General features: G+C 70.2%; 20 protein-coding genes. 12 read left to right on the plus strand and 8 right to left on the minus strand.

The annotated features are described in order from the left end of the window. Positions 1–188: 188 nt before the first annotated feature. From RDV84_RS20875 to RDV84_RS20905, 8 genes are all read right to left on the minus strand, one after another. Positions 189–500: a hypothetical protein gene (locus RDV84_RS20875; RefSeq protein ID WP_250442727.1), complete on the minus strand. Its 312-nt coding sequence runs from the start codon at positions 498–500 to the stop codon at positions 189–191. Positions 501–504: 4 nt separating this feature from the next. Continuing rightward, complete coding sequence (locus tag RDV84_RS20880; protein WP_309151463.1) at positions 505–1,242, minus strand: copper homeostasis protein CutC; 738 nt, start codon at positions 1,240–1,242, stop codon at positions 505–507. An 81-nt stretch (positions 1,243–1,323) separates the two neighbouring features. Further along, positions 1,324–2,346, minus strand: a complete 1,023-nt coding sequence (locus tag RDV84_RS20885; protein WP_250442729.1) for a glycosylasparaginase — start codon at positions 2,344–2,346, stop codon at positions 1,324–1,326. Positions 2,347–2,390: 44 nt separating this feature from the next. Then, positions 2,391–2,603 carry a DUF6053 domain-containing protein gene (locus tag RDV84_RS26940; protein WP_425606212.1) on the minus strand — a complete coding sequence of 71 codons (213 nt, stop codon included), beginning with the start codon at positions 2,601–2,603 and terminating at the stop codon, positions 2,391–2,393. A gap of 37 nt (positions 2,604–2,640) precedes the next feature. Continuing rightward, a complete protein-coding gene (locus RDV84_RS20890) occupies positions 2,641–4,935 on the minus strand; it encodes a tetratricopeptide repeat protein (RefSeq protein ID WP_250442731.1) in 2,295 nt (764 codons plus the stop codon). Between the two features lie 101 nt (positions 4,936–5,036). Then, complete coding sequence (locus tag RDV84_RS20895) at positions 5,037–6,908, minus strand: ATP-binding protein (protein ID WP_309151464.1); 1,872 nt, start codon at positions 6,906–6,908, stop codon at positions 5,037–5,039. 144 nt (positions 6,909–7,052) lie between these two features. Continuing rightward, positions 7,053–8,150: a polysaccharide biosynthesis/export family protein gene (locus RDV84_RS20900; protein ID WP_057947406.1), complete on the minus strand. Its 1,098-nt coding sequence runs from the start codon at positions 8,148–8,150 to the stop codon at positions 7,053–7,055. A 307-nt stretch (positions 8,151–8,457) separates the two neighbouring features. Beyond that, positions 8,458–8,604, minus strand: coding sequence for a hypothetical protein (locus RDV84_RS20905; protein ID WP_309151465.1), 147 nt, complete (start codon positions 8,602–8,604; stop codon positions 8,458–8,460). A gap of 168 nt (positions 8,605–8,772) precedes the next feature. Between RDV84_RS20905 and RDV84_RS20910 the strand changes: the two genes are divergently transcribed. From RDV84_RS20910 to RDV84_RS20970, 12 genes are all read left to right on the plus strand, one after another. Further along, positions 8,773–9,204 (plus strand): low molecular weight protein-tyrosine-phosphatase, encoded by a 432-nt coding sequence (locus tag RDV84_RS20910; RefSeq protein ID WP_057950078.1) that lies wholly within the window; start codon positions 8,773–8,775, stop codon positions 9,202–9,204. A 260-nt stretch (positions 9,205–9,464) separates the two neighbouring features. Next, entirely contained in the window at positions 9,465–11,687 is a 2,223-nt protein-coding gene (locus RDV84_RS20915; RefSeq protein ID WP_057947405.1) for a polysaccharide biosynthesis tyrosine autokinase, read from the plus strand. 106 nt (positions 11,688–11,793) lie between these two features. Next, positions 11,794–12,201 (plus strand): hypothetical protein, encoded by a 408-nt coding sequence (locus tag RDV84_RS20920; RefSeq protein ID WP_309151466.1) that lies wholly within the window; start codon positions 11,794–11,796, stop codon positions 12,199–12,201. Between the two features lie 133 nt (positions 12,202–12,334). Next, a complete protein-coding gene (wecB, locus tag RDV84_RS25535) occupies positions 12,335–14,719 on the plus strand; it encodes a non-hydrolyzing UDP-N-acetylglucosamine 2-epimerase (protein WP_345784454.1) in 2,385 nt (794 codons plus the stop codon). Positions 14,720–14,833: 114 nt separating this feature from the next. Then, on the plus strand, positions 14,834–16,090 hold the full coding sequence (wecC, locus tag RDV84_RS20935; RefSeq protein ID WP_309151467.1) for a UDP-N-acetyl-D-mannosamine dehydrogenase: 1,257 nt from the start codon (positions 14,834–14,836) through the stop codon (positions 16,088–16,090). 40 nt (positions 16,091–16,130) lie between these two features. After that, positions 16,131–17,426 (plus strand): oligosaccharide flippase family protein, encoded by a 1,296-nt coding sequence (locus RDV84_RS20940; RefSeq protein WP_250442737.1) that lies wholly within the window; start codon positions 16,131–16,133, stop codon positions 17,424–17,426. Positions 17,427–17,436: 10 nt separating this feature from the next. After that, positions 17,437–18,027 (plus strand): acyltransferase, encoded by a 591-nt coding sequence (locus tag RDV84_RS20945; protein WP_309151468.1) that lies wholly within the window; start codon positions 17,437–17,439, stop codon positions 18,025–18,027. A 16-nt stretch (positions 18,028–18,043) separates the two neighbouring features. Beyond that, positions 18,044–19,237, plus strand: coding sequence for an O-antigen ligase family protein (locus tag RDV84_RS20950; RefSeq protein ID WP_309151469.1), 1,194 nt, complete (start codon positions 18,044–18,046; stop codon positions 19,235–19,237). A gap of 53 nt (positions 19,238–19,290) precedes the next feature. Then, positions 19,291–20,388 carry a glycosyltransferase family protein gene (locus tag RDV84_RS20955; RefSeq protein WP_309151470.1) on the plus strand — a complete coding sequence of 366 codons (1,098 nt, stop codon included), beginning with the start codon at positions 19,291–19,293 and terminating at the stop codon, positions 20,386–20,388. Then, on the plus strand, positions 20,385–21,182 hold the full coding sequence (locus RDV84_RS20960; RefSeq protein WP_309151471.1) for a hypothetical protein: 798 nt from the start codon (positions 20,385–20,387) through the stop codon (positions 21,180–21,182). The genes RDV84_RS20955 and RDV84_RS20960 overlap by 4 nt, the downstream gene beginning before the upstream one ends. 53 nt (positions 21,183–21,235) lie before the next feature. Beyond that, the gene (locus RDV84_RS20965) at positions 21,236–23,392 is read left to right on the plus strand and encodes a bi-domain-containing oxidoreductase (RefSeq protein ID WP_309151472.1); all 2,157 of its coding nucleotides are present in this window, start codon (positions 21,236–21,238) and stop codon (positions 23,390–23,392) included. A 28-nt stretch (positions 23,393–23,420) separates the two neighbouring features. Then, positions 23,421–25,079 carry a heparinase II/III family protein gene (locus RDV84_RS20970; RefSeq protein ID WP_309151473.1) on the plus strand — a complete coding sequence of 553 codons (1,659 nt, stop codon included), beginning with the start codon at positions 23,421–23,423 and terminating at the stop codon, positions 25,077–25,079. The last annotated feature ends 1 nt before the right edge of the window (position 25,080 follow it).

Genomic DNA, 25,080 nt, shown 5'->3' on the forward strand with positions numbered 1-25,080 from the left:
TTCAGTCGCGGCGAAGATTCATCGCGGCGGATCGGAAGGCATCGGGGCTGAAGCCCCTCCCACAACAGCACCGCCCCGCTGAGGCTGCGGTAACACCTGTGGGAGGGCCTTCAGGCCCGACGCTTTTCTTTCAGCCACAACGAGCCTGCGCCAACGCCGACCGCAAACCTCCCAACGCGACGCCGCCATCAGAACGCGGTCGGGCCGCCGTCGTCGTCGACATAACGCGCCCCGCCGAACAAGCCGGGCAGCGCGCGCAAGTCCGCGCGCACCATCGCGCTCAACGGGGTCATGCAGGTCACGCGCACGTCGCGCTCGCCGAACACCAACTGCGCTTGCTCCCATCCGTCCGCTGGACGCGCGGGATCGCTCAACCACAGTTCCCAGGCGCCGGCGCGGCGGCTGAAACTCGGCAAGGCCGTGGCCGCGTCGATCAGCGCCGCGCGCCGCCGCAGGTAATCGTCGGGATCGTCGGGCACAAGGTCGTATTCGTAGCCCATGCGCTCAGCCGCGCAGCGCTCGCACCAGCGCGCGCACGCGCTGTGCGTCGCTCTGGCTCCAGTCCGGCGACAGCCCGGCCAGGGCGTCGTTGCGGTAGCGCATCGCCGAACGCTGCGGCGCCTTGGCCGAGGCATGCAATTCGCGAACGCCGGCGCGACGCGCGACGTCCGCGATGTTTTCAGGAGTGACGCCCGCGCCGGCCATCAACGCGATGCGTCCCGCCGATTGCGCGCCCCACTGCGCGATGCGCGCCGCGCCCGTGTCCGCGTCTGCGGCGCCGCCGGACGTGAGGACGCGTTCGCAGCCGAGCGCGATGACCGCTTCCAACGCCCGCTGCGCATCGCGCACGGCGTCGAAGGCGCGATGGAAGGTGACGCCGAGCGGACCGGCCGCCGCGATCAGTTCGCCGCACACCGCCGCATCGACCTCGCCGTCGGCGTCGAGCGCGCCGATCACCACGCCGTCGCAGCCCAGCCGCACGCAGGCCTCGACGTCGGCGAGCATCGCCGCGCGTTCGGCCGGGTCGTAAAGAAAGTCGCCGCCGCGCGGGCGGATCAGCACGTACAGCGGGATGCGCAACCGGTCGCGGGCGACCGCTAGCGCGCCGTAGGACGGCGTGGTGCCGCCCTCGGCGAGGTTGTCGCACAGCTCGACCCGGTCTGCGCCGCCTTCCTGCGCGGCCAGCGCGGACGCCAAAGAGCCTGCGGAAATCTCAAGCAACGGTCGATCGGTCGCGTTCATGGACTTTACCTCCGGTCAATCCGCTGTCGCCTGACACCCGCATCGAACCGCGCGTATCCATCTCAATCCACCGTCATCGACTCAAGTCTGCTCGGTCGCATACACCGAGCGCGCATCCAGCAGCGCGTCGCGCTTGCCGGCATCGCACACCGCGTAGACGAAGCCGCGGTGCAGCGCGTGCGCGCCGACTTCGCCGTGCTTGTCGATCGCCAGGAAACACACCTGCAAGGTCTTGCTCGCCTGCGGGCGCTTGCGCACGACGCGTTCGATCGCCTCGCGGCAGGCTTCGTCGGGGCTGCGGCCCTGGCGCATCAGCTCGACCACCAGGAAGCTCGCGGCGTTGCGCAGCATTTCCTCGCCCACGCCCGAGGCGGTGGCCGCGCCGACGTCGTTGTCGACGTACAAACCGGCGCCGACGATGGGGCTGTCGCCGACGCGTCCGTGCAGTTTCCAGGCCATGCCGCTGGTGGTGCAGGCGCCGGCCAGCTTGCCGCTGCGGTCGATGGCGAGGATGCCGAGGGTGTCGTGATTGTGCTTGTCGCCGGGCTTGGCGTTGTCCAGGCGCTCGGCGTTGATCGCCGGCTGGTACTTCGCGGTCTTGCGCCACTCGTTCCAGGCCGCGCGCGCCTTGTCGGTCAGCAGCGCTTGCTTCGGGAAGCCCTGCTCGATCGCGAACTGCTGCGCGCCCGCGCCGGCCAGCAATACGTGCGGCGTGCGCTCCATGACCCGGCGCGCGACGCTGACCGGGTGGGCGATGTCCTCCAGCGCGGCGACCGCGCCGCAGCGGCCGTCGCCGTCCATGATGCTGGCGTCGAGCGTCAGCACGCCGTCGCGGTCGGGGTTGCCGCAGCGTCCGACGGTGCTGTTGCAAAGATCCGCTTCGGCCCAGCGCGCGCCGGCCTCGACCGCGTCCAGCGCCGCGCCGCCCTCGCCCAGCACCTTCCACGCGGCCTGATTGGCGCCGACGCCGAAGTCCCAGGTCGAGACCACGCGCGCGCCGTCGATGGCCTTGGGCGCCGGCGGCTTGTCGGCGGCGAACGCGGGCAGCGCGGCGGCGCCCGCGGCGAGCAGCGAGCTGTGCAGGAACGAACGGCGAGTGGTCATGGCGAAGGCCCGGCGGATGGGAGGCGAAACGGACCGCCCACACGCTAGCGGCCGCGCCGCGCGGGCGCAACCGCGCGGCGGTTTTGGAAATGTTTCGCCGGTTTTCGACGGCGCGCGGCTGGTGTGGGAGGGACTTCAGTCCCGATGCTTTTCGGCCGGATCGCCGCGATCTGAGCGAAAGGCATCGGGACTGAAGTCCCTCCCACCACAGCAACAGCGAGGCGCTGGTGGAACCGGGCCCGCTCGGGCCCCGGCATCCACTGGCTTGTCGTTACTCGCCGATCGCGCGCGGCTTCAAAGCCCGTACGCCTCGATCACCGCCTCGTGCCGCGACACGTCCGCGCCGGCCTGTTCGGCCAGTTGCGGCCAACTCAACGGGTGCTCCCAGCCGGCGGTGAGTTCGTGCAGGCGCCGGTCCACGTCCGCCGGCGACGAGTGCGGCGGCGTGGCCAGGAAGAAGTACACGCCGGGCAGCGCCTCGTCTTCCTCGGTGTTGGGATCGCGCACGCGATAGTCGTCGCTGCTGCGCACCCACAACGACCATTCCTGCGCTTCGACCGCTTCGCACAGCGCTTCGAACGCGGCGTCGCCGGGATGCGCGCCGTCGACGAACCAGCTGCGGTAATCGGCGCGATGGGCGGTGTGGACCACCCGGAACGGCGCCAGCCAGCGCTCGCGCTCGGTCTCGTCTTCCGGCGCCGGTTCCAGCGGCGCGGCGTCGAACACGACTTCGTCGCGCACGTGCTGGGGACGGCCCGGCGGCGCCACCGTGGTCACTTGCGCGGTGACCGGGCCGGTGCGCCGGGCCAGGCAGTCGTAGCTCTCGCCGTCGCGCTCGTAACGCACCCGCACCCAGCCCCAGGACTCGCGCACCGGGCCTTCGCTATCGCTCAGTTCCATGCCCAGGCGCGCGGCGCTGCGACGCACCGCGTCCCAGTCGCCGGCGGCGCTGGCGGCCGACATCAGGTCCCAGTCGTCGCCGCCGGGCTGTTCGGCCTGCTCGGCCAGCGCCGCGTACAACTGCACGGCCTGGGCGAAGTCCTGTTCTTCCATGGCCGCGCGCGCCCACAGGCGGTTGGCGCCGCGCGCGTCGGGATCGGCCGCGAGCAGGCGCTGCACATGTCCGCCGACTTCGCGCCAGCGCGACTGGCGGAACGCCAGCTGCGCGCGGCACCAATGCGCGAACGGTTCGCGCACGGGCTGCAGCAGCGCGGCCAGGCGCTCGATCTGCGCGCCGGCGTCGGCATCGTCGAGCAGTTGGTCCAGCAATTGCCCCGCCGGCGATTCCTCCGAACCGGGATGGCGGCCGACGAAGTCCCACAAGTGCGCCAGCGCTTCCTCGCGCGCGCCGCAGGCCAGCATCGCCGAGGCCAGCAGGCCGGCCAGCGGGCCGTCGTCGCGGCGTTGGGCGTAGGCGGCGAGCAGCAGCTCCATGTCTTGCTCGGGATCGGAGCCCTCGCTGCCGCGCACGTGCTCGTAGACCTGCTCGGCCGGCATCGGCAGCGCGAATTCGCCGCCGCCGGCGGCGTCCAGGCGCGCGGCGAAGGCGTCGATCTGCTGCGCCGCGCCGAGGTCGGCGCGCAGCAGCGGCTGATGCCGGCGCGCCAGTTCCAGCGCGCGGCGCGCGCTCCACGGCGCGTTGCGCAGCAGCGCCAGTTCGCCGTGGCGCAGCGCTTGCTCGATGCAGCGGCGGTGCGCACCGACCTGATCCATGTGCGTGGCCATCGACATCAGCAGCCGGCCCAGGCGCCAGTGGTTGTACTCGGGCTTGGCCTGCGCGATCAGCGCCATCGCCTCGGACCAGCGCGGATACAGCAGCGGCACGATCAGCGGGCCGTATTCGGGCAGCGCGTCCCAGGCCTCGTCGATGCGGCCCTGGTGGGCCAGCACCAGCGCACGGAAGGTCTGTCGGCTGAGCCGGTCGCCGTCGTCGTCGTCGACCATGTCGTCTTCGTCGATCGCCGCCAGCTCGGACAGCGCCTCGTCGAAGCGGCCGGCGCGGAACAGCGCGCCGGCCTGGGTCTCGCGGTAGGCCACGCCCGGCTCGGCGCCGTCGCGCAGCATGTTCTGCGCCTGCCGCTGCAGGTACTCGACCGCGTCGGCGGCGCGGCCGTCGTCCATCAGCGCCAGCGCGTATTCGCGGCTGATGCAGTCGTAACAGGCGCGGCTGGGCTCGATCCGCGCCAGCGTCTCCTCGCTCACCGCCAGCCGCTCGGGCACCCAGCCCGGGCCGTCGACGTTGCCGTAGCAGATCGCGATGTCCTGGGTCACGCACACCGACTGCGGGCACTGCTGGGTCTGGTCGCGGTGGGCGAACTCCAGCAGCGACACCGCCTCGGGCAGCGCCTTGTCGCCCTCGGCGAGGTTGCGCATGCGGTTCTGCAGGCCCCAGTGGCGGAAGAACACTTCCAGCCACGGATGCTGCATCGCGCGCGCGGCGGCCAGCGCCTCGGGCAGCATCGCCTCGACCCGCTCGGGATGGTTCTCGTGCAGTTCGTGCGGGATGCGGTTGATCAGCTCGACCAGGCGGTACTGGCCGGCCTCGCGCAGTTCATCGCTGAGGTCTTCGATCCATTGGAAGATGTCCATATCGGTTGCTCCCCGTTTGGCTATGGCGCTTTGGCGAATGGGTGGAGGGCGCCGCGCCGCCGCTGCGCGAAGCGGCGGCGAACGCGGCGCGGTCGCGCGGATCAGGCGGTGGGCCGCTCGTCCTGCGCCTGAGTTTCGGCTACCGGCGCGGGCCCGGACGGCAGCAGCCGCAACGCGCTGTCGCCGATCGCGGCGAGCGCGCCGTTGAGGCGCGGGCCCTGGCCGTCGGCCTCGCTGTGGCTGTCCATCAATTGCTTGATCGCCTTGAGCAGGCGCGCCGCCGGCGCGGCCGCGGCCGGGTCGCGGCGGGCGGTGTCCAGCAGCGCCTGGATCGCGGGATTGTCGAGATTGACGTACAGCCGCGCCTGCGCCGAGCCGTCGATGCCGGCGGTGAAGCCGCGCACCAAGCGCAACGCGGTCATCGAGATGCGCTTGTCGGCCTCGTCGCTTTCCAGCCGGCGCTTGAGCTCGGCCTCGCGGTCGGGCACCGCCATCAGCGGCAACTCGGCCGGGGCGAAGCGCGCCGGCACCAGCTTCTCGCCGTCGGCCAGGACCTCGCGCAGCCAGTCCAGCTCCGCCTGCGGCAACGATTGTTCGGTGAACAGCTGGCGGTTGCCCTGCTCGGTGCCGATCTCGATCAGCCGGCCGCCGTGGCGCTGCACCCACTGACGCAGGAACGGCAGCACCGCGTAGCGGTCGCCGCGCGCGACCGGCACGCCGAGCATGCGGAACAGCATGTCCTCGAAGCCGCCGCCGCCGAGGCCGACGTGGATCGCGCCGTCGCGGCGCAGCGCGCCGGCGCGCAGTTCGCCGTGCGAACTGGGAATGCGCACCTCGCCGGCCAGCAGTTCGAACAGCCGCGCATCGCCCAGCGCCGCGCCCAGCAGCGCCTCGTTGTGGCGCGCCAGGATCCGCCGCCAGGCCTCGGGCTGCTCGCGCGCGAGCGCGGCCAGGCCGACGATCAGCGCTTCGGAAATCGCGTGCTGGGCGCTGCGGTAGGCGTCGTTGCGCTGCAGGTCCTCGCGGCTCGCGGTCGGCATCAGCCGGCTGGATTCGATCACCCCGCCGGCGAAGCCGGCCCAGCTGGGCAGCAGTTCGCGCGCGTCGTCGTCGAGCAGCATGCCGCGCACGAACACCGACAGGTTGCGGTTGTCGCTGTTGCCGTAGGTGCCGCCGTCCTGCACCCACAGCAGGCCCTTGAGGTCGTGCTCGGGCGCGGACACCGGCAGCGCGCAGATCGGTTCGAACTGGGATTCGAAGCGGCTGGCGAAACGCAGCTGGCGCTTGCGCGCCTGCACCGGGTGTTCGTTGCCGGCGTCGGGATCGCGCCACGGCGGCGGCTCGGGATTGACCGGCTCGGCGGCCGCGCCGATGAAGATCGGCACCCGCAGCAGCGTGCAATAGCGGCCGAGCACGCGCGCCAGGTAGTCCTCGCCGGCCAGCCGCGCGTGTTCCGGGCGCAGCAGCAGCTCGACCACGGTGCCGACCTCGCGCGCCGGCGCCGGACTCAGCGAGTACTGCTCGCCGTTGCTGGACTGGTAACGCCAGCCGCGCCCGGGCTGCTGGTAGGACGTGGTGTGCACGGTCACCCGCTCGGCGATCACGAACGCCGACAGGAACCCCAGGCCGAACATGCCGATCAATTCGTCGCTGCCGGCGCCGGCCTGGCGCAGGCCGCGGGTGTAGCCGACCCCGACCGTGGCCAGGTATTGATGGATTTCCGCGTCGGTCAGGCCGGTGCCGGTGTCGGTCACCCGCACCGTGCGCGCGCCGATGTCGCCGCTGACGACGATGCGCGGCGCAACCGGCGGTTGCGGGTCTTCCAGGCGGCGGCGGACGATCGAGTCATGGGCGTTCTGCACCAGCTCGCGCAGCGCCACCAACGGGGTCGAATACAGGTGTTGGCCCAGCACGGTCATCAGGCCGCCCAGGTCGACCCCCGCCGTGCGCAGCTGTGCGTGATCGCCTTCCAAGTCCCGCCGCTCCCTACGTGCGCGCAGTTCGTGCGCAAGACCGCAAAGTTAGCAGACAAGCGCCGGCCGCGGCAGCGCGCGCGGCGCCGCCCGGCGGCGCGCCGGCGGCGCGCGCGCGTACCGACAGGAACCGCAAAGCGCCGCTCAGCGTTCGAGCAGGTCCTGGGTGTTGGCGGCGTTGTTGACGATGTTCGACAGCGGCAGCAACTGGTTGACGAAGCGGTTCCAGCGGGTCACCCCGGCCGGGCCGACGAAGACCACGTCGCCGGCGCGCACGTGGAAGCGGCTGCCGAGCGCGAACGCGGCCGGCGACTTGGCGCTGAGGTGGAAGATCGTCGCCGGCTGCTTGTCCTGGGTCTCCACGCCGCGTATGACGTATACCGAATCGCCCTTGGCGGTCAGCGGATTGAGCCCGCCGGCGCGGCCCAGTGCCTGGGTCAGGGTCAGGTCGGTGGTCTTGAAGGTCATCGCCTGCGGCCGCACCACCTCGCCGACCACATAGACCTCCTTGCGGTCGTTGTAGGGCATGTACAGGTGGTCGCCGGCCTTGAGGTAGATGTCCTTGGCGACCGAGCCGCCGCGGTTGAGTTCGTCCAGGTCGAGGTGGTACTGGCGGCCCTCGCGAGTCAGCACGAAGCCGGCGAGGTCGGCGCGGATCGGATCGACCGTGGCCGCGCCGATCGCCTGGGCCAGGGTCAGCGGCGTGGCGGTGATCGGCTGGCGCTCGGTCTTGACGAACGCGCCCTGCAGAGTCACCCGCTGGCTGCCGTAGTCGATGATGCTGACGTCGACCTGCGGGCTTTGCACGTAATGCGAGATGCGCGAGGTGATCTGCGAGCGCAGTTCCTCGATGGTCAGGCCCTCGGCGCGGATCATGCCGACATAGGGATAGAACAAGGTCCCGTCCGGGCGCACCAGGCGGCCGTTGGCCGCGGTCTGCTGCTGGGTGCCGGCCGGCGAGGTGAGTTCGGGATGGTCCCAGATGGTGATGTACAAGGTGTCGCCGCGGCCGATGCGGTAGGCCTCGGGCTGGTACGCCATCAGCTCGATCGGAATCGAGGTCTCGACCCGCTGTTGCGCCGACAGGTAATCGGGCGTGATCGCCACCATCTGGATGTGGCCGTCCTTCGCCAGGTCGCTGCGCGCGAACTGCGCGGGCGAGATGTACTGGCCCGGCGCGAACGCGCAGCCGCCGAGTCCGACGATGGCGGCCACGGCCGCGACGCCCGAAATCTTGATCATGCGGAAAGAGTCTCTAGAGCGGAAACACGAAGGGGGCGCGCCGCGGCGCGCAAGGGCGGGCCGTCGGCGCAGGGGAAGTTTCGTGCGAAACCGCTTGCCCGGCGCGGCGCCGGCGCAGTTGCGCCGGCGAGGCGGCGCGGTGCGGGGAATGGATGCTGGGTTGGGACATGGGGCTGTAAGCGTCGCGCACAAAGTTGGTGAGGCCCCCGTGGCGCGCAGTATAGCCACCGCGCGCGCATCGCTGTCACTCACCCGCGTTGGAATCGCATCACGTTTCGCCGATGGCGCGCGCCGCGTACAGGTGGGGTTAGAAAAACCGGCGCGCGCAGAGCCCGCGCAACGCGGATCGCGCGATCGCCGATAAAAACGAATGTTTAACGCCGGCTAAGCGGAATGCGCGGATTCGCGCGGTGCGCTTGAACGAAAAGAAAAGCATCGGGGTGAACTGCGTCACGACTTGCTCGATGCGTGTGGAGTTCGTGTTGACCGCGTCATGACCTCGTCTATACATTCCCGCCTCGTTACGGGCCGGTCGGGGGGCGGGCTCGCAACACGGCGCGCGATGCGGGCGAACACTGCCGCGCGACTTTGCGCATGACGGCTCAAACGATAGGTTTTGCGTGTGTTCCGAAATGTTCTGGTCGTATGCGTCGGCAACATCTGCCGCAGTCCAACCGCGGAAACGTTGCTGCGCCACGCGTTGAAGAACGACGTACAGGTCGCGTCCGCGGGCCTCAAGGCCCTGGCCGGCCATCCGATCGACGCCACAGCACAGGCCGTGCTGTCCGGGCATGGATTGAGTGGGCAATCCCATGTCGCACGCCAGATAGACCGCTCGATGATCGACGCGGCCGATCTGGTCTTGACCATGGAGCCATGGCACAGCGAGGCCGTGCTCCGCATCTCCCCACACGCGAGAGGAAAAACCTACTTGCTAGGCAAATGGCTGGACAGCACCAGCATCCCGGACCCCTACCGGCAATCGCAGCAGGCGTTCGAACGCGCGTATCAATTGATCGACGCGGGCGTGCAGCGCTGGGCCGCGCATTTCTGAGCGCGGCGCGGCGCGCATCGCGGCGCTGAGCGCGAAGCGCGCGGGCCTCGTCGCCGCACGCGCCGCAACGCTGCGCCGCGATGCCGCGAACGCGATGCCCTGAAGTGCCGAAGTTGCGCAGCGCGGTGCGCGCGGTCGCGACGTTTTCGCGCGCGGCGCCGCATCCGCTAGGCGATGCACGGACGCACTGCCGCTGAGCCCGATCCGCAAGCGCGCCCGCGGGCGCGTCGCTCCACCTACCATTCAAGGCCTTCCCCCCAATGGCGGCAGTTTCCACCACGTCCGGCCCGCGTCAGGACGCCGGCAACGACGAAATCGACCTGGCCGCGCTGCTGGGCACCCTGTTCGATCACAAGTGGCTGATCGGCGCGGCCGTCGCGCTCGGCTTCGCGCTGAGCGTGGCCTATGCGCTGCTCGCCGCGCCGGTGTACCAGGCCAATGCGATGGTGCAGGTGGAGTCCAAGACCCCCACCCTGCCCGGCCTGACCGCGGTCTCGCAGGCGCTGACCGATTCGGCGCCGCAGGCGATGACCGAAGTGTCGCTGCTGACTTCGCGCACCACGCTGGGCAAGGCGGTGGACGATCTCAAGCTCGACCTGCAGGTCGAGCCCGCGCGCTTCCCGCTGATCGGCGCGGCGATCGCGCGCCGCTTCCAGCCGTCCACCGGCAACGAAGTCGCCGCGCCGTGGTTCGGCCTGAACCGCTACGGCTGGGGCGGCGAAACGCTCGACATCGCCGAACTCGACGTGCCGCTGGACCTGGTCGGCAAGCCGCTGACCCTGATCGCCGGCGCCAACGGCAGCTTCGAACTGTTCGACGACCAGGACCAGCGCCTGCTCGGCGGCGACGCCGGCCAGCTCGCGGTCGGCGGCGGCGCCAAGCTCAAGGTCGAACGCCTGCTGGCGAACCCCGGCATGCGCTTCGAAGTGACCCAACTCGCGCGCCTGGGCATCATCGCCTCGCTGCAGAACAACCTGACCGCGAGCGAGAAGGCCAAGGACTCGGGCATCATCCAGCTCAGCTACGAGCTCGGCGATCCGGTCCTGGCCCAGGCCACGCTGGAGGCGATCACCCGCCAGTACATCCGCCAGAACATCGAGCGCAACTCGGCCGAGGCCGCCAACAGCCTGCAGTTCGTCAACAAGCAACTGCCCAACGTGCGCCGCGACCTGGAGAAGGCCGAGCACGCCCTGGCCCAGTACCAGTCGCAGGCGCACACCGTCGACATCACCCTCGACGCCAAGTCGCTGCTCGACCAGATCGTCTCGCTCGACACCAGCATCTCGCAGCTGCGCCTGCAGCAGGCCGAGGTGACCCGCCGCTACACGCCCGCGCATCCGGCCTACAAGGCGCTGATGGCGCAGATCGGCGAGCTCGAAGCGAGCAAGCAGAAGATCAACGACCGCATCGGCACCCTGCCGCAGACCCAGCAGGAACTGATCGGCCTGACCCGCGAAGTGCAGGTCAGCACCCTGACCTACACCAACCTGCTCAATCAGGCCCAGCAGCTCGACATCGCCCGCGCCGGCACCGTCGGCAACGCCCGCATCGTCGACCGCGCGGTGGTCGACACCAGCCAGCCGGTCAAGCCCAAGCGCGCGCTGGTGGTCGCCATCGGCACCTTCCTCGCCGGTTTCCTGGCGGTGGCCTACGTGTTCCTGCGGCAGATGCTCAACCGCGGCGTCGAGCAGGTGGCCGAGATCGAGCAGATCGGCCTGCCGGTGCTGGCCTCGATCCCGATGAGCGCGTTCCAGCGCGACCACGAGAAGGCCGGGCGCAAGCTGCGCGCCGCCGGCGGGCACAACGGCAAGCCGCATCTGCTGGCCATCGACGCGCCCAACGATCTGGCGATCGAGGCCATGCGCAGTCTGCGCACCGCCCTGCACTTCGCCCGCCTCGACGCCGGCAACAACATCCTGATGATCTGCGGCTCCAGCCCCGGCGCCGGCAAGACCTTCGTCTCCACCAACCTGGCCGCGACCATCGCCCAGGGCGGCCAGCGCGTGCTGCTGATCGACGGCGACCTGCGCCGCAGCAGCCTGCACAAGGTGCTCGGCCAGGACCCGCGCAACGGCCTGTCGGACCTGCTCGCCGGGCGCATCGACATCCCCGCGGCGACCCGGCGCACGCCGATCGACAATCTGTCCTTCATCCCGCGCGGCGAAGCGCCGCCCAATCCGTCCGAACTGTTGATGCGGCCGGAACTCGGCGCCGTGCTCAAGACCGCGGCGCTGCAGTACGACCTGGTCATCGTCGACACGCCGCCGATCCTGGCGGTGACCGACGCGGCCCTGATCGGCCGCCACGCCGGCACCTGCCTGATGGTGGTGCGCTTCGGCCTCAACCCCGCCAAGGAGCTCGCGCTGGCCGTGCAGCGCTTCGAGCAGAACGGCATCGACCTCAAAGGCGCGGTGTTCAACGCGGTCGAGCGCCGCCACGACACCCACTACGCCTACGGCTACGAGTACCGCTCCGGCGCGTGAGCGCGCGTTGCGCAACGACGACGCCACGACACGCGACGCAACAGCCACGCAAGGATCGCGCCAACCAATAGCGAAAGCGGGTTTCGCTTTCGCGAGAGGAAAGCCGATGATGATTTCCATCGCAACCGTTTCCGCGCGCGCCGCACGCCCGGCGCGCGGATCGCCCGCGCGTCGCGCATCGTCGCGCCCGCGCCGCCGCGCCGAATCGACAGACCACGCAAAATCACCGCTTTTCTCGGGTTTTTTGCCTTATGCGTCGAATGCGCAATGCGATGTCAAGCACTCGACTTGGCGAACAAAAATTTCCGATTCGTTGCAGACGCGAAACCACTCACGTTTCCTGAATCCCATCGGCAAACGACTTACGGGCGCACAGTATTTCGCAATCCAAGAGTGGCACGATGCCGTCCGCCGAGAATGCACGCGCAAGACGCACATTCCGGGCCAGCAAACGCGAAAGTTTCTTTCCGCGTCCGCAAGCGACAGGCGAAGGCAGGCGCGAAGCGCCGGCTGACGCCGCGACAACTGTCCGGCCGTCGCGGCGGACGCGCAGCTCGGCGGCACGGCGGCACGGCAATACACAGCGTTGACCGAAGGGGGCGGTCGTCGGATGGGTCTACCGAAGACTTACCTTGGAATCGATGGTCATGATGAAAGAACAATTCGTCATTGCGGGCGCGCTCAGCGTCGCGATCACTGCGTTGTCGATGTTCGCGCTGCATTCCGGCGCCGCCCGGCTCGGGCTGGTCGACCGCCCCGATGCGCGCAAGCAACATAAGGGCGAGATCCCCGTAATCGGCGGCATCAGCTTCTTCCTCGGCTTGCTCGCCGGTGCGCTGTACCTGCAGCTCGGCGACCGCTACAGCATGAGCCTGCTGGCCACCGCCGGATTGGTGGTGATGCTCGGCGCGCTCGACGACGCGCGCGACCTGAGCGTACGCACGCGCCTGCTGATCCAGTCGATCGCGGTGGGATTGATGATCACCGGCAGCGGCGTGTGGCTCGACGACCTGGGCGATCTGTTCGGCACCGGGCCGATCCATCTGGGCTGGCTCGGCGTGCCGGTGACGGTCATCGCCGTGGTCGGCACCATCAACGCCTTCAACATGCTCGACGGCATCGACGGGCTCGCCGCCAGCCTCGCCCTGGTCTGCATCGGCGCGATCTTCCTGTTCGACCGCGGCAACGTGCTCGACGAGGGCGCGCTGCCGACCCTGGCGCTGCTGTTCGTCGCGCTGCTGCCGTTCCTGTTCGTCAATCTCGGCGGCATCAGCGGACGCAAGGTGTTCATGGGCGACGCCGGCAGCATGCTGATCGGCTATGTCATGGCCTGGAGCCTGATCTACCTGAGCCAGCGCGGCCCGGCCCGCATCGACGCGGCCGAGGCGCTGTGGTGCATCGCGCTGCCGCTGCTGGAGACCTTGAACCTGATGTACCGGCGCGCGCGCCGCGGCCTGTCGCCGTTCAAGCCCGACCGCCAGCACCTGCACTACCTGCTGATCGACCGCGAGCGCTCGCCCAAGACCGCGCTGCTGACCATCGTCGGCCTGGCCTGCGCGCTGGTCGCCTTCGGCTACGCGCTGCGCAACCTGCCGGTGATGGTCGGCCTGCTCGCGTTCTTCGCCATGCTCGGCCTGTACTCGCTGACCCTGAGCAGCGGCGACCGCAACAAGCTGCCGGACTGGCTGCCGCGTCCGCCGCGCCAGCTCGCGTTCGCGCAACAGGGTCCGCCGGGCCGCGAGCCCGCGCGCCAGTCCGCGCCCGCATCGACCGCCGCCGCGGGCGCCACCGCCTATGCGCGCGGCGCCCTGAGCGAACCCGCGGGCGCGGGCGCGTTCGCCCCGCTGGCGCCGGCCGCGGCCGCCTCCGCCCAGCTCGGTCCGGCGATCAAGACCCTGTGCGTGTTCGGCACCCGTCCCGAAGCGATCAAGATGGCGCCGCTGGCCAAGATGCTGGCGCAGGACCCGCGCTTCGACGCGCGCGTGTGCGTGACCGGCCAGCACCGGCAGATGCTCGACCAGGTGCTGCAGTTGTTCGAGATCGAACCCGACTTCGACCTCAACATCATGAAGCCCAAGCAGGACCTCACCGACGTCACCACCGCGATCCTGACCGGGATGAAGGCGGTGCTGGCCGAGCTCAAGCCCGACGTGGTGCTGGTCCACGGCGACACCTCGACCACGATGGCCGCGACCCTGGCCGCGTACTACCAGCAGATTCCGGTCGCCCACGTCGAAGCCGGCCTGCGCACCGGCAACCTGTACTCGCCGTGGCCGGAAGAGGCCAACCGCAAGCTCACCGGCGCGCTGGCGGCGATCCACTTCGCCCCGACCGAGCTCTCGCGCGGCAACCTGCGCGAGGAAGGCATCCCCGACGAGCGCATCGCCATCACCGGCAACACCGTGATCGACGCGCTCAAGGACGTGCTGGTGCGGATCGAGCGCACGCCGCAGCTGCGCCGCGAGATCGCGGCCAAGCTCGAGTTCCTGCGCGACGAGCGCAAGGTGGTGCTGGTCACCGGCCATCGCCGCGAGAGCTTCGGCGGCGGCTTCGAGCGCATCTGCGAGGCGCTGCGCGACACCGCGCTGCGCCATCCGGAGATCGACATCGTCTATCCGGTGCACCTCAATCCGCAGGTGCGCGAGCCGGTCAACCGGGTGCTGCGCGGGATCGCCAACGTGCACCTGATCGAGCCGCTGGACTACCTGCCGTTCGTCTACCTGATGAACCGCGCCCACATCATCCTGACCGACTCCGGCGGCATCCAGGAAGAAGCGCCGTCGCTCGGCAAGCCGGTGCTGGTGATGCGCGACACCACCGAGCGGCCGGAAGCGGTCGCCGCCGGCACGGTCCGGCTGGTCGGCACAGATCGCGAGCTGATCTGCGCCGGCATCAGCGAACTGCTGAGCGACCGCGCCGCCTACGAGGCGATGAGCTTCGCCCACAACCCTTACGGCGACGGCCTGGCCTGCCAGCGCATCGTCGCCGCGTTGGCGCAGTTCCGCCGCGAAGACTCGCTGCTGGCCGCCTGACTCCCCCGCCCGCGCCGCCCGCGCCCGAACGGGCGCGGCGGCGCGGGTTTCCGCCTTCGCCCATCCGCGCATCCCTGAGCAACGCCTCCCCCACGGAGGATCACTGGAGCCTTTATGAGTTTCGACACCGTCTCGGTCATCGGCCTGGGTTACATCGGCCTCCCCACCGCCGCCGCGTTCGCCGCGGCGCGCAAGCGCGTGATCGGCGTGGACGTGACCGCCTCGATCGTGGACACGATCAACCGCGGCGAGATCCACATCGTCGAGCCCGACCTCGACGTGGCCGTGCGCGACGCGGTCGCCGGCGGCTTCCTGCGCGCCAGCCTGAAGCCCGAGCACGCCGACGCGTATCTGATCGCGGTGCCGACGCCGTTCAAGGGCGATCACCAGCCCGACCTGGCCTACATCGAAGCCGCGGCCAAGGCGCTCGCGCCGGTACTGCAGAAAGGCGATCTGGTGGTGCTGGAATCCACCTCGCCGGTCGGCGCCACCGAGCAGCTGGCGCAGTGGCTGGCCGACGCGCGCCCGGACCTGAGCTTTCCGCAACAAGCCGGCGAAGCCGCCGACGTCAACGTCGCCCACTGCCCCGAGCGGGTGCTGCCGGGCCAGGTGATGCGCGAACTGATCGAGAACGACCGCGTCATCGGCGGCATGACGCCGCGCTGCTCGCAACGCGCGGCCGAACTGTACAAGAGCTTCGTGCGCGGCCAGTGCATCGTCACCAACGCGCGCACCGCCGAGATGTGCAAGCTCACCGAGAACGCCTTCCGCGACGTCAACATCGCCTTCGCCAACGAGCTGTCGATGATCTGCGACACGCTCGGCATCAACGTATGGGAACTGGTCGGCCTGGCCAACCGCCATCCGCGCGTCAACATCCTGCAGCCCGGCCCGGGCGTGGGCGGCCACTGCATCGCGGTCGACCCGTGGTTCATCGTCGACAGCGCGCCGGAGCAGGCGCGCCTGATCCGCACCGCGCGCGAGGTCAACAACGGCAAGCCGGGCTGGGTGATGGACAAGATCGATGCCGCGATCAAAGAGGCCAAGGCCGCCGGCAAGCAGGACAAGGACCTGAAGATCGCGGTGTTCGGACTGGCGTTCAAGCCCGACATCGACGACCTGCGCGAAAGCCCGGCGCTGGGGATCGCGGTCGAACTGGCGCAGCGCCACCCCGGCCCGGTGCTGGCGGTGGAGCCGCATATCCAGGCGCTGCCGAGCAAGCTCAGCTCGCCCAACGTGGTGCTGTCGGACCTGTCCACCGCCAGCCGCGAAGCCGACATCGCGGTGCTGCTGGTCGACCACAAGCCCTTCAAGGAGCACGCCATGCCCGCGCACATGAAGATCGTCGACACCAAGGGCATCTGGACCTGAGCGCAGCCCGGCCCATGAACGCGCGCGCGAATCTGCGGCCATGATGCGGCGACTGATCGGCACGGCCAGCCTGTCGGCGGTCAGCGCGATGGCCTCGCGCGGCGCGCTGTTCGCCGGCGTGCTGGCGGCCGCGCATTACCTCGGCCCGGCCGCGTTCGGCCAGTTCACCCTGATCCAGACCACCGCGCTGTTGTTCACCACCTTCTGCGCGCTGAGCCTGGGCCAGATGGCGACCAAGATCGTGGCCGAGGCGGTCGCGCGCGGCGACGGCGGCCGGGTGTCGGCGGCGCTGACCGTGTCCTACGGTTCGGCGTTGCTGGCCTCGCTGGTGTTCGCCGCGCTGTTGCTGGCGTGCGCGTATCCGCTCGCGGTCAAGCTCGGCGGTTCGGCGGATCTGGCCGTGGTCTACGCGAGTTCCTCGCTGTTGGTGCTGACCGGCTTCGTCGGCGCGATCCAGAACGGCGTCGCGCTGGCCCTGCACAAGGTCAAGCAACAGGCCGCGGCCAACCTGCTGACCGCGCCGGTGGTGTTCGCGATCATGTGGGGCGCGGCGACCCGGCGCGACATCGGCTGGGCCATGTACGGCGCGATCGCCGCGCAATGGCTGATCGTGCTCGGCCAGGAACGGGTGCTGCGCCGCTACCGGCGCGAGCACCGCGAACCGCTGGCCTGGTCGGCGACCACGCGCGAGGATTGGGCGGTGGTGTGGCGGCTCGGCCTGCCCTCGTCGCTGTCGGGCCTGCTGACCATGCCGGCGATCTGGCTGTCGATGGCGATGCTCGCGCACAGCGCGCGCGGCGAAGCCGAACTCGGCCATTTCGCCCTCGGCAACCAGGCGCGCTCGATCCTGCTGTTCGGCATGGGCGTGGTCGCCAACGCGGCGCTGCCGATGCTTTCGGCGGCGATCGTGCGCGGCGCGCGCGAGGAAGCCGCGAGCACCCTGCGCCAGTCCATCGCCCTGCTGGTCGCGGTCACCGCCGGCCTCGCCGGCGTGCTCGGCCTGGCCGCGCCGCTGGCGGTGGCGCGCTTCGCCCCGGCCTACGCCGAGGCGGTGGTGCCGCTGCAATGGCTGCTGCTGTCGGCGGTCGCGACGGCGCCGACCACCATCCTGATGCGCAAGGCCACCGCCGACGCGCGTCCGGCGGTGATGCTGCTCGGCAACGCCGCTTTCGCCGTCAGCCTGATCGGCGCCGCGGCGCTGGCGCTCGAGCTCGGCCACGGCGCCACCGGCGTGGCCATCGCCTACGCGGTCGCCTCGACCGTGCAACTCATCGTTTTCGCCGCCTGCAACCGCCGCGAACTGCGCTGGCCCGCGGCGGCCGGCAAGAGTCCATAGGAGCATGCCCATGAAAGTTTTCCGCCTGCTCAAGAAGGCCGTCGTGCTGAGCCTCATCCGCCTGGGCTGGTTCATCAAGCCCGGCCTGGTGACGCGCCTGTACGCGTGGTTCCTGCGCTCGGAAGGCGCGCAGATCGAGGAGCGCCCGAACTACCTGTCGGCCAAGATCTGGTTCGACGGCACCGACTATTCGCTGATCCGGCTCGGCAAGGGCTGCACGATCTCCAGCAACGTGCGCATCCTCACCCACGACTGGGCGATCCACACCGTGGCCAAGGAGTTGGGGCTGACGTTCGACCGGCCGCAGGGGCGGATCAAGCCGATCTCGATCGGCCGCCACGCCTTCATCGGCACCGGCTCGATCATCATGCCCGGCGCCGACATCGGCGCGGGCTGCATCGTCGGCGCCGGCGCGGTCGTGCGCGGCGCGATCCCGCCGCTGAGCATCGTGGTCGGCAATCCGGGCCAGGTGGTCGGTTCGGTCGCCGAGTACGTCGAGCGCGCGACCCGGGGCGCGGGCGTGGGCCCGGCCGAACAGGCCGCGCTGAAGCAGGCCGCGCTCGCCCACGCAGCCGCGCTCGCCGGCGCGCGCGCGGGCTGAGGACGGACGCGAGGCGATGCGCATTCCCGCGCCCAAGCTGCTGTTGGCGCCGGCCTGCCTGGGCCTGTTCCTGCTTTCGGGCTGGGCCTCGGTGTTCTTCGCCGTGGACACCGATCTGGTCCAGTACGCGGCGATCGCCGCGACCATCGCGCTGGGCGGGCTGTCGCTGTCCTACAGCGGGCTCAACCGCTTCGCTTGCTTGCTGCCGGTGATCGCGTGCCTGATCGCGTTCGCCCAGATCGCCTATCTGGACACCCACATCGGCCACCGGCCGAAGGAACTCAAGTTCTATCTGATCCTGGTGTTCTGCGCCTACTGCGCCTGCTTCGTGCTGCGTGGCGCGGCGGCCGAGCAGTTCGTCAAGATCTACGTGGCGCTGTGCTTCATGCTCAGCATCGCCGCGCTGGCGATGAACAAGGGCGCCGACACCGGCGCGCAGCGGCTGATGCAGGGCGACGGCAATCCGATCTGGATCGCGCGCGCGGCCGGCACCGCGATCATGTTCCTGGCGTATCGGCTGCTGACCGAAACCCGCCTGCGCGGCCTGCGCATCGCGCTGATCCTTCCATGCGTGGCGGCGCTGGTGCTGGCCGGCTCGCGCGGGCCGATCCTGTCGCTGCTGCTCGGCCTGGGCGTGCTGCTGGTGCTGACCAACCGTGGCGCGTTGCTGCTGTCGCGCAAGGTCTGGGCGGCCGGGCTGGCGGTGATGCTGCTCGGCGTAGCCGCCATGGCGATGGCGCCCGACGGGATCAAGGACCGCCTGGCCAGCCTGGTGGTCAGCAACTACAGCGGCAGCGACGTGCTGCGCATGAACCTTTACGACGTGTCGTTCGCGATGCTGCGCGACACCCTGTTCGGCAAGGGCTTCGGCGCGTTCGAGGCCAGCGGCGCGCTGCAGCCCTATCCGCACAACCTGCTGATCGAGACCCTGATCGAACCGGGCCTGGTGTTCGCCGCGTTCTTCTTCGCCCTGATCGTCTACGCGATCGTGCGCCTGTACCGCAGCGCCAAGCGCAGCCAGGGCCGCGACCTCGTCGCCACCTTCCTGTGCGCGCTGTCGGTCTATTCGCTGGCCAACGCCATGTTCAGCGGCGACATCACCAGCCCGAAAGAACTCTACCTGTGCGTGTTCTACGCCCTGTCCACCGCGTTGGTGCTGCGCGGCTCCATCGCCCAGCGCCCGCCGCGGTTCCAGCCCGCCGTCCGCTGACCCGCCCCCCATTCCGAATTCCGAAAACCGAATCTCGAAAACGAATCCCGAACATGCAAGCCATCATCCTCGGCCAAGGCAATCCCTACCTGAAGAACCCGTACCTGGCGAAGCTGTCGAAGGTGCTCGACAGCGCGCAGGTGCCGTACGAGTTCTGGATCTGGAGCCGCGACAAGCAAGCCCGCGACCTGCCCAAGGTGCGGGTGTTGCTGAGCTTCGGTTCCTGGGGCGGCGGCGCGGTCAACGCGCTGGGCTACGCGCTGTGGGTGCTGTGGCTGAGCGTGCGCGTGTTCGCGCAGCCGCGCGCCGGCGTCTACTTCTGCTCGCGCCTGGACGCGGCCCTGCCCTGCGCCCTGGTCTCGACCGTGCGCCGCTGCCGCTACGTGTTCCTCGACCGCGACAAGCTGTCCAAGAGCTACGCCTGGCCGGCGCCGGTCAAGCGCGTCATCGAAGGGCTGGAACGCTTCGTCGGCCGCCGCGCCGCCTTGCACGTGGTGCCGGGCGACTCGCGCACGCAAGGCAACGACAGCGACAACGTGCGGGTGGTGCGCAACACCCCGCACACCGACACCATCGCCCGCGCGCGCCAGCTCGCCGCGGCGCTGCCGCCGCGCGACGGCCGCCTGCGGGTGCTGGTCAGCGGCCTGATCTCGCCCGAGCGCGGCGCGAAGATGATGCGCGAGGCCATCGACGCCTGCGCCGGCAAGATCGACTTCGTCGCCGCCGGCCGCCTGCTCGGGCCCGACGCGCAGCGCCTCGCCGACGGCCTGGGCGAGCGCTACCGCGGCATCGTCAGCAACGAAGAGGCGCTGGCGATGCTGCTGGATTCCGACGTGGTGCTGGCCTTCTACGACCCGGCGCTGGAGATCAACCGCCTGGCCGAACCGAACAAATGGTTCGACTGCGCCGCGCTGGAGATCCCGTTCTTCACCAACCCCGGCCTGTTCACCTCGGCGCCGTTCGAACAGCGCCATGCCTGCTTCCTCGCCGATTACGGCGACGGCGCCCAGCTCGCGCGCGAGCTGCTGCGCATCGACGCCGACCGTTCGTTGCTGGAGGCGCGCCGCGCCGGCCTGCGCCAGTTACGTTACGAAGCGTGGGACACGGCGATGGCGCGGGTGATCGCCGAATGTGCGGAGCTTGCGCCATGAACCTGCGAATCCTTTGCGCGACGCTGTTGTCGCTCGCCATCGCCCTGCCCCTGCAGGCGCAGGCGCAGGCGCGCGACTTCAAGCTCTACAACAACACCAAGTACACCGACGGCGACGACCGCCGCCTCGACATCGCCCGCTCCAACCTGCTCGGCGAACCGCAGCTGCCCGAACTGGCCAAGGGCGTCATGCCGGACGAAAAACGCTACAAGGACGCGGTGCGCGCCAGCCTCGGCAACCCCGGGCCGCTGGTGCTGGACTTCGAGCACATCAACCTGGCCAAGGACCCGCAGTTGTCGGCGACCAATCTCGACAAGCTGCAGACCCTGGCGCGCTGGGCGCGCGAGGCCGCGCCGGGACGCCAGATCGGCTACTACGGCTTCCCCGGTTCGATCGACAAGAACGATCCGGCGCGCGGCAAGCAGTTGGCCGAGTCGGTGGATCTGTTCTTCCCCTCGCTATACACCGTCGACGACGACCGCGACCGCTGGCGCCGGCGCCTGGACAACATGGTCGCCGCCGCGCGCAAGCTCGACGCGTCCAAGCCGGTGCTGCCGTTCGTGTGGCCGCAGTACCACGACAAGACCCCGCGCGACGGCGAGTTCGTCGCCTCCGACTACTGGAAGTTCCAGCTCGACCAGTTGCATCGCGCCGCCGACGGCGCGGTCATCTGGAGCAAGCGCGTCAGCGGCGGCGAACGCGACTGGGTGCCGGTCACCCGCAGTTTCATCCAGTCGGCCAAGCCCGCTTCCAGCCCCTCCCAGCCCAGCCGACGCGCCGCCCCCCGCCCCTGAGCGCGCGCCGCCGCCAAGCGCACCTTCCCCCATATCGAAATCCCGGAACTCCCATGCACCAAGTCCTGCAAAACCTGCGCGACGGCAGCACCGAAGTCGCCGACGTCCCCGCCCCCGCGCTGCGCCGCGGGCACCTGCTGATCCGCAGCCACGTCACCCTGGTCTCGGCCGGTACCGAGCGCATGCTGGTCGAGTTCGGCAAGGCCAACCTGCTGCAGAAGGCGCGCCAGCAGCCGGACAAGGTGCGCATGGTGCTGGAGAAGATCCGCACCGACGGCCTGACCACCACCCTCGACGCGGTGCGCAGCAAGCTCGACCAGCCGCTGGCGCTGGGCTATTGCAACGTCGGCACGGTGATCGGCGTCGGCCCCGGCGTGACCGGCTTCGAGCTCGGCGACCGCGTCGCCAGCAACGGCAAGCACGCCGAAGTGGTCGCGGTGCCGGTCAACCTGTGCGCCAAGATCCCGGCCGAGGTCGGCGACGAAGCCGCCGCCTTCACCGTGCTCGCGGCGATCGGCCTGCAGGGCATCCGCCTGGTCCAGCCCACGCTCGGCGAAGCGGTGGTGGTCACCGGCCTGGGCCTGATCGGCCTGATCACCGTGCAGTTGCTGCGCGCGCACGGCTGCCGCGTGCTCGGCATCGACTTCGACCCGGCCAAGCTGGCGCTGGCGCGCAGCTACGGCGCGCAGACCGTCGACCTGTCCAAGGGCGAGGACCCGGTCGCCGCGGCGCAAGCGTTCTCGCGCGGGCGCGGCGTCGATGCGGTGATCATCACCGCATCCAGCAAGAGCAACGAGCCGGTCTCGCAGGCCGCGCACATGTGCCGCAAGCGCGGCCGCATCGTCCTGGTCGGGGTCACCGGACTGGAGTTGTCGCGCGCGGACTTCTACGAAAAAGAGCTGTCGTTCCAGGTCTCGTGCTCGTACGGCCCGGGCCGCTACGATCCGTCCTACGAGGAACGCGGCAACGATTATCCGGTCGGCTTCGTGCGCTGGACCGAGCAACGCAACTTCGAAGCGGTGCTGGACATGATGGCCAGCGGCGCGCTGCAGTTGCAGCCGCTGGTCTCGCATCGCTATCCCATCGCCGAGGCCGAGACCGCCTACGGCGTGCTCGGCGGCGGCGTGCCCTCGCTCGGCATCGTGCTCGACTACGGCCGCGGCGAGGAGATGGCCGATCACCTGATACGCCGCCACATCCCGCTGCCGGTCGCGACCACGGTGCGCGAGGCGCCCGCCGCCGACGCCGACCGCAACGCGGTCGCCTTCATCGGCGCCGGCAACTACGCCGGGCGCGTGCTGATCCCGGCCTTCGCCAAGGCCGGCGCGCGCCTGCACACGGTGGTGACCGCCAACGGCGTGGGCAGCGTGCACTTCGGCAAGAAGTTCGGCTTCTCCCACGCCAGCACCGACACCAGCGCGGTGCTGCGCGATCCGGCGGTGGGCTCGGTGGTGATCGCCACCCAGCACGCCAGCCACGCCGAACTGACCTTCAAGGCGCTGCGCCGCGGCAAGCACGTGTTCGTGGAAAAGCCGCTGTGCCTGACCATGGAAGAGCTGCAGACCATCGAGAAGGCGCACGCCGAGCAGACCGTGTACGGCGCGCCGCCGGTGTTGATGGTCGGCTTCAACCGCCGCTTCGCCCCGCAGGTGCAGAAGATCCACCAGCTGCTGGCCGGCGTGCGCGAACCCAAGAGCTTCGTCATGACCGTCAACGCCGGCGCGATCCCGGCCGACCACTGGACCCAGGACCCGCAGGCCGGCGGCGGCCGCCTGATCGGCGAGGCCTGCCACTTCGTCGACCTGCTGCGCTTCCTCGCCGGCGCGCCGATCGTCGGTCACCAGCTCACCGCGGTCGGCAACGTCGCCGGCGTCGGCATCCGCAGCGACCGGATCAGCTTCACCCTGAGCTTCGCCGACGGCTCGTTCGGCACCGTGCATTACCTCGCCAACGGCCACAAGAGCTTCCCCAAGGAACGGCTGGAAGTGTTCGCCGCCGGCCGGGTGCTGGCGCTGGACAACTTCCGCAAGCTGCGCGGCTACGGCTGGCCGGGTTTCAACAAGATGAACCTGTGGAGCCAGGACAAGGGCCAGGCCGCGTGCGCGCAGGCGTTCATGCGCGCCGCGCGCGGCGAAGCGCCGCCGCCGATCCCGGCCGAGGAGATCTTCGAAGTCGCGCGCGTCACCCTTGAACTGGACGCGTCGGTATGAGCGCGCGCCCGGGCCCGGAGAGCGCCGCATGAGCCTGGCCACGCGCCTGCCGCGGCTGTGGCATACCGTGCGCCACCTGCGCCCGGTGCAGATCTACGGCCGCGCCTGGCACCGCCTGCACCGCCCGCGCGTCGCCCACGCGCCGGCGCCGCAGATGGCCGCGTTCGAACGCGGCTGGATCGCCTGCGCGCGCGAGCCTTCGATGCTCGGGCCGACCCGCTTCCGCTTCCTCAACGAGGAGCACGAGGCCGGCGCCAACGACTGGAACAGCACCCGGCTGCCGAAGCTGTGGCTGTACAACCTGCATTACTTCGACGATCTCAACGCCGACGCCGCGGCCTCGCGCGAACACTGGCACCGCGACCTGATCGCGCGCTGGATCGCCGACAACCCGCCGCCGGCCGGCAACGGCTGGGAGCCGTATTGCCTGTCGCTGCGCATCGTCAACTGGATCAAGTGGCGCTGCGGCGGCCAGTTGTTCGGCGACGCCGCGCGCGCGCGCACCGCGCTCGACAGCCTCGCCACCCAGGTGCGGTTCCTGCGCGGGCGGCTGGAGCGGCACCTGCTCGGCAACCACCTGTGGGCGAACTACAAGGCGCTGCTGTTCGCCGGCGCGTTCTTCGAAGGCTCCGAGGCGGTGCGTTGGCGCGAACTGGGCCTGTTCGGCCTGCGCGCGCAGATCGACGAGCAGATCCTCGCCGACGGCGGCCATTTCGAACGCAGCCCGATGTACCACGCGATCCTGCTGGAGGACCTGCTCGACCTGGTCCAGCTGGCCCTGGTCTACCCCGACGCGTTCCCCGAACGCGACGTGCAGCTGTGGCGCGACAAGGCGCAGGCGATGCTAGCGTGGCTGGCGGTGATGACCCACCCCGACGGCGGCATCGCCTTCTTCAACGACGCCGCGCTCGGCATCGCGCCGCCGCTCGCGGCGCTGCAGGATTACGCGCGCGCGCTCGGCATCGAGCCGCCGCCGGCCTCGCGCGAGGCGTTGCAGCTGCTGCCGCAATCGGGTTACGCACGACTGCAATCGGGCGAAGCGGTGTTGATCTGCGATGTCGGCGAAATCGGCCCGGACTACCTGCCCGGCCACGCCCACGCCGACACCCTGAGCTTCGAACTGTCGCTGCACGGCCGGCGGGTGCTGGTCAACGCCGGCATCTCGCGCTACGACATCGATCCCGAGCGACTGTGGCAACGCGGCACCGCCGCCCACAATACGGTCGAGATCGACGGCCAGGATTCCTCGGAAGTCTGGGCCAGCTTCCGCGTCGCCCGGCGCGCGCGGCCGCGCGCGGTCGCGCACGGGCGCGAGGGCGAATCGCTGTGGCTCAGCGCCGCGCACGACGGCTATCGCCGGCTCAAGGGCCGGCCGCTGCATCGCCGGCGCTGGGTGCTGACCCCGCGCGGGCTGCGCATCGAGGACCGCATCGACGGCCGCTTCGGCGAGGCGATCGCGCGCTTGCGCGTACATCCGCAGTGCGAAGTCGACGGCCACGACATCCGCGCCGCCGGCGACGGCGACGCCCCCGCGCAACTGCGCTGGCGCAGCGAAGCCGGCGGCGATGCGCTGGTGCCGGGCCGCTATCACCCCGGCTTCGGCTTGCGCGAAGCCTGCACGGTGATCGAGACCCTGATCGACCCGCGCGTGGGCACCGCGACCCTGGTGCTGGAATGGGGACGCTGAC

This window comes from Lysobacter yananisis (assembly GCF_031199375.1).
Classification (GTDB): Bacteria; Pseudomonadota; Gammaproteobacteria; order Xanthomonadales; family Xanthomonadaceae; genus Lysobacter; species Lysobacter yananisis.

Coding starts and splice junctions, on each gene's coding strand:
- RDV84_RS26940 (WP_425606212.1), bottom strand. CDS start 2,603: ATGCCGGGGCCCGAGCGGGCCCGGTTCCACCAGCGCCTCGCTGTTGCT.
- RDV84_RS20920 (WP_309151466.1), top strand. CDS start 11,794: ATGATGATTTCCATCGCAACCGTTTCCGCGCGCGCCGCACGCCCGGCG.
- wecB (WP_345784454.1), top strand. CDS start 12,335: ATGATGAAAGAACAATTCGTCATTGCGGGCGCGCTCAGCGTCGCGATC.
- RDV84_RS20875 (WP_250442727.1), bottom strand. CDS start 500: ATGGGCTACGAATACGACCTTGTGCCCGACGATCCCGACGATTACCTG.
- RDV84_RS20915 (WP_057947405.1), top strand. CDS start 9,465: ATGGCGGCAGTTTCCACCACGTCCGGCCCGCGTCAGGACGCCGGCAAC.
- RDV84_RS20880 (WP_309151463.1), bottom strand. CDS start 1,242: ATGAACGCGACCGATCGACCGTTGCTTGAGATTTCCGCAGGCTCTTTG.
- RDV84_RS20885 (WP_250442729.1), bottom strand. CDS start 2,346: ATGACCACTCGCCGTTCGTTCCTGCACAGCTCGCTGCTCGCCGCGGGC.
- RDV84_RS20945 (WP_309151468.1), top strand. CDS start 17,437: ATGAAAGTTTTCCGCCTGCTCAAGAAGGCCGTCGTGCTGAGCCTCATC.
- RDV84_RS20900 (WP_057947406.1), bottom strand. CDS start 8,150: ATGATCAAGATTTCGGGCGTCGCGGCCGTGGCCGCCATCGTCGGACTC.
- RDV84_RS20950 (WP_309151469.1), top strand. CDS start 18,044: ATGCGCATTCCCGCGCCCAAGCTGCTGTTGGCGCCGGCCTGCCTGGGC.
- RDV84_RS20955 (WP_309151470.1), top strand. CDS start 19,291: ATGCAAGCCATCATCCTCGGCCAAGGCAATCCCTACCTGAAGAACCCG.
- RDV84_RS20890 (WP_250442731.1), bottom strand. CDS start 4,935: ATGGACATCTTCCAATGGATCGAAGACCTCAGCGATGAACTGCGCGAG.
- RDV84_RS20960 (WP_309151471.1), top strand. CDS start 20,385: ATGAACCTGCGAATCCTTTGCGCGACGCTGTTGTCGCTCGCCATCGCC.
- RDV84_RS20965 (WP_309151472.1), top strand. CDS start 21,236: ATGCACCAAGTCCTGCAAAACCTGCGCGACGGCAGCACCGAAGTCGCC.
- RDV84_RS20970 (WP_309151473.1), top strand. CDS start 23,421: ATGAGCCTGGCCACGCGCCTGCCGCGGCTGTGGCATACCGTGCGCCAC.
- RDV84_RS20940 (WP_250442737.1), top strand. CDS start 16,131: ATGATGCGGCGACTGATCGGCACGGCCAGCCTGTCGGCGGTCAGCGCG.
- wecC (WP_309151467.1), top strand. CDS start 14,834: ATGAGTTTCGACACCGTCTCGGTCATCGGCCTGGGTTACATCGGCCTC.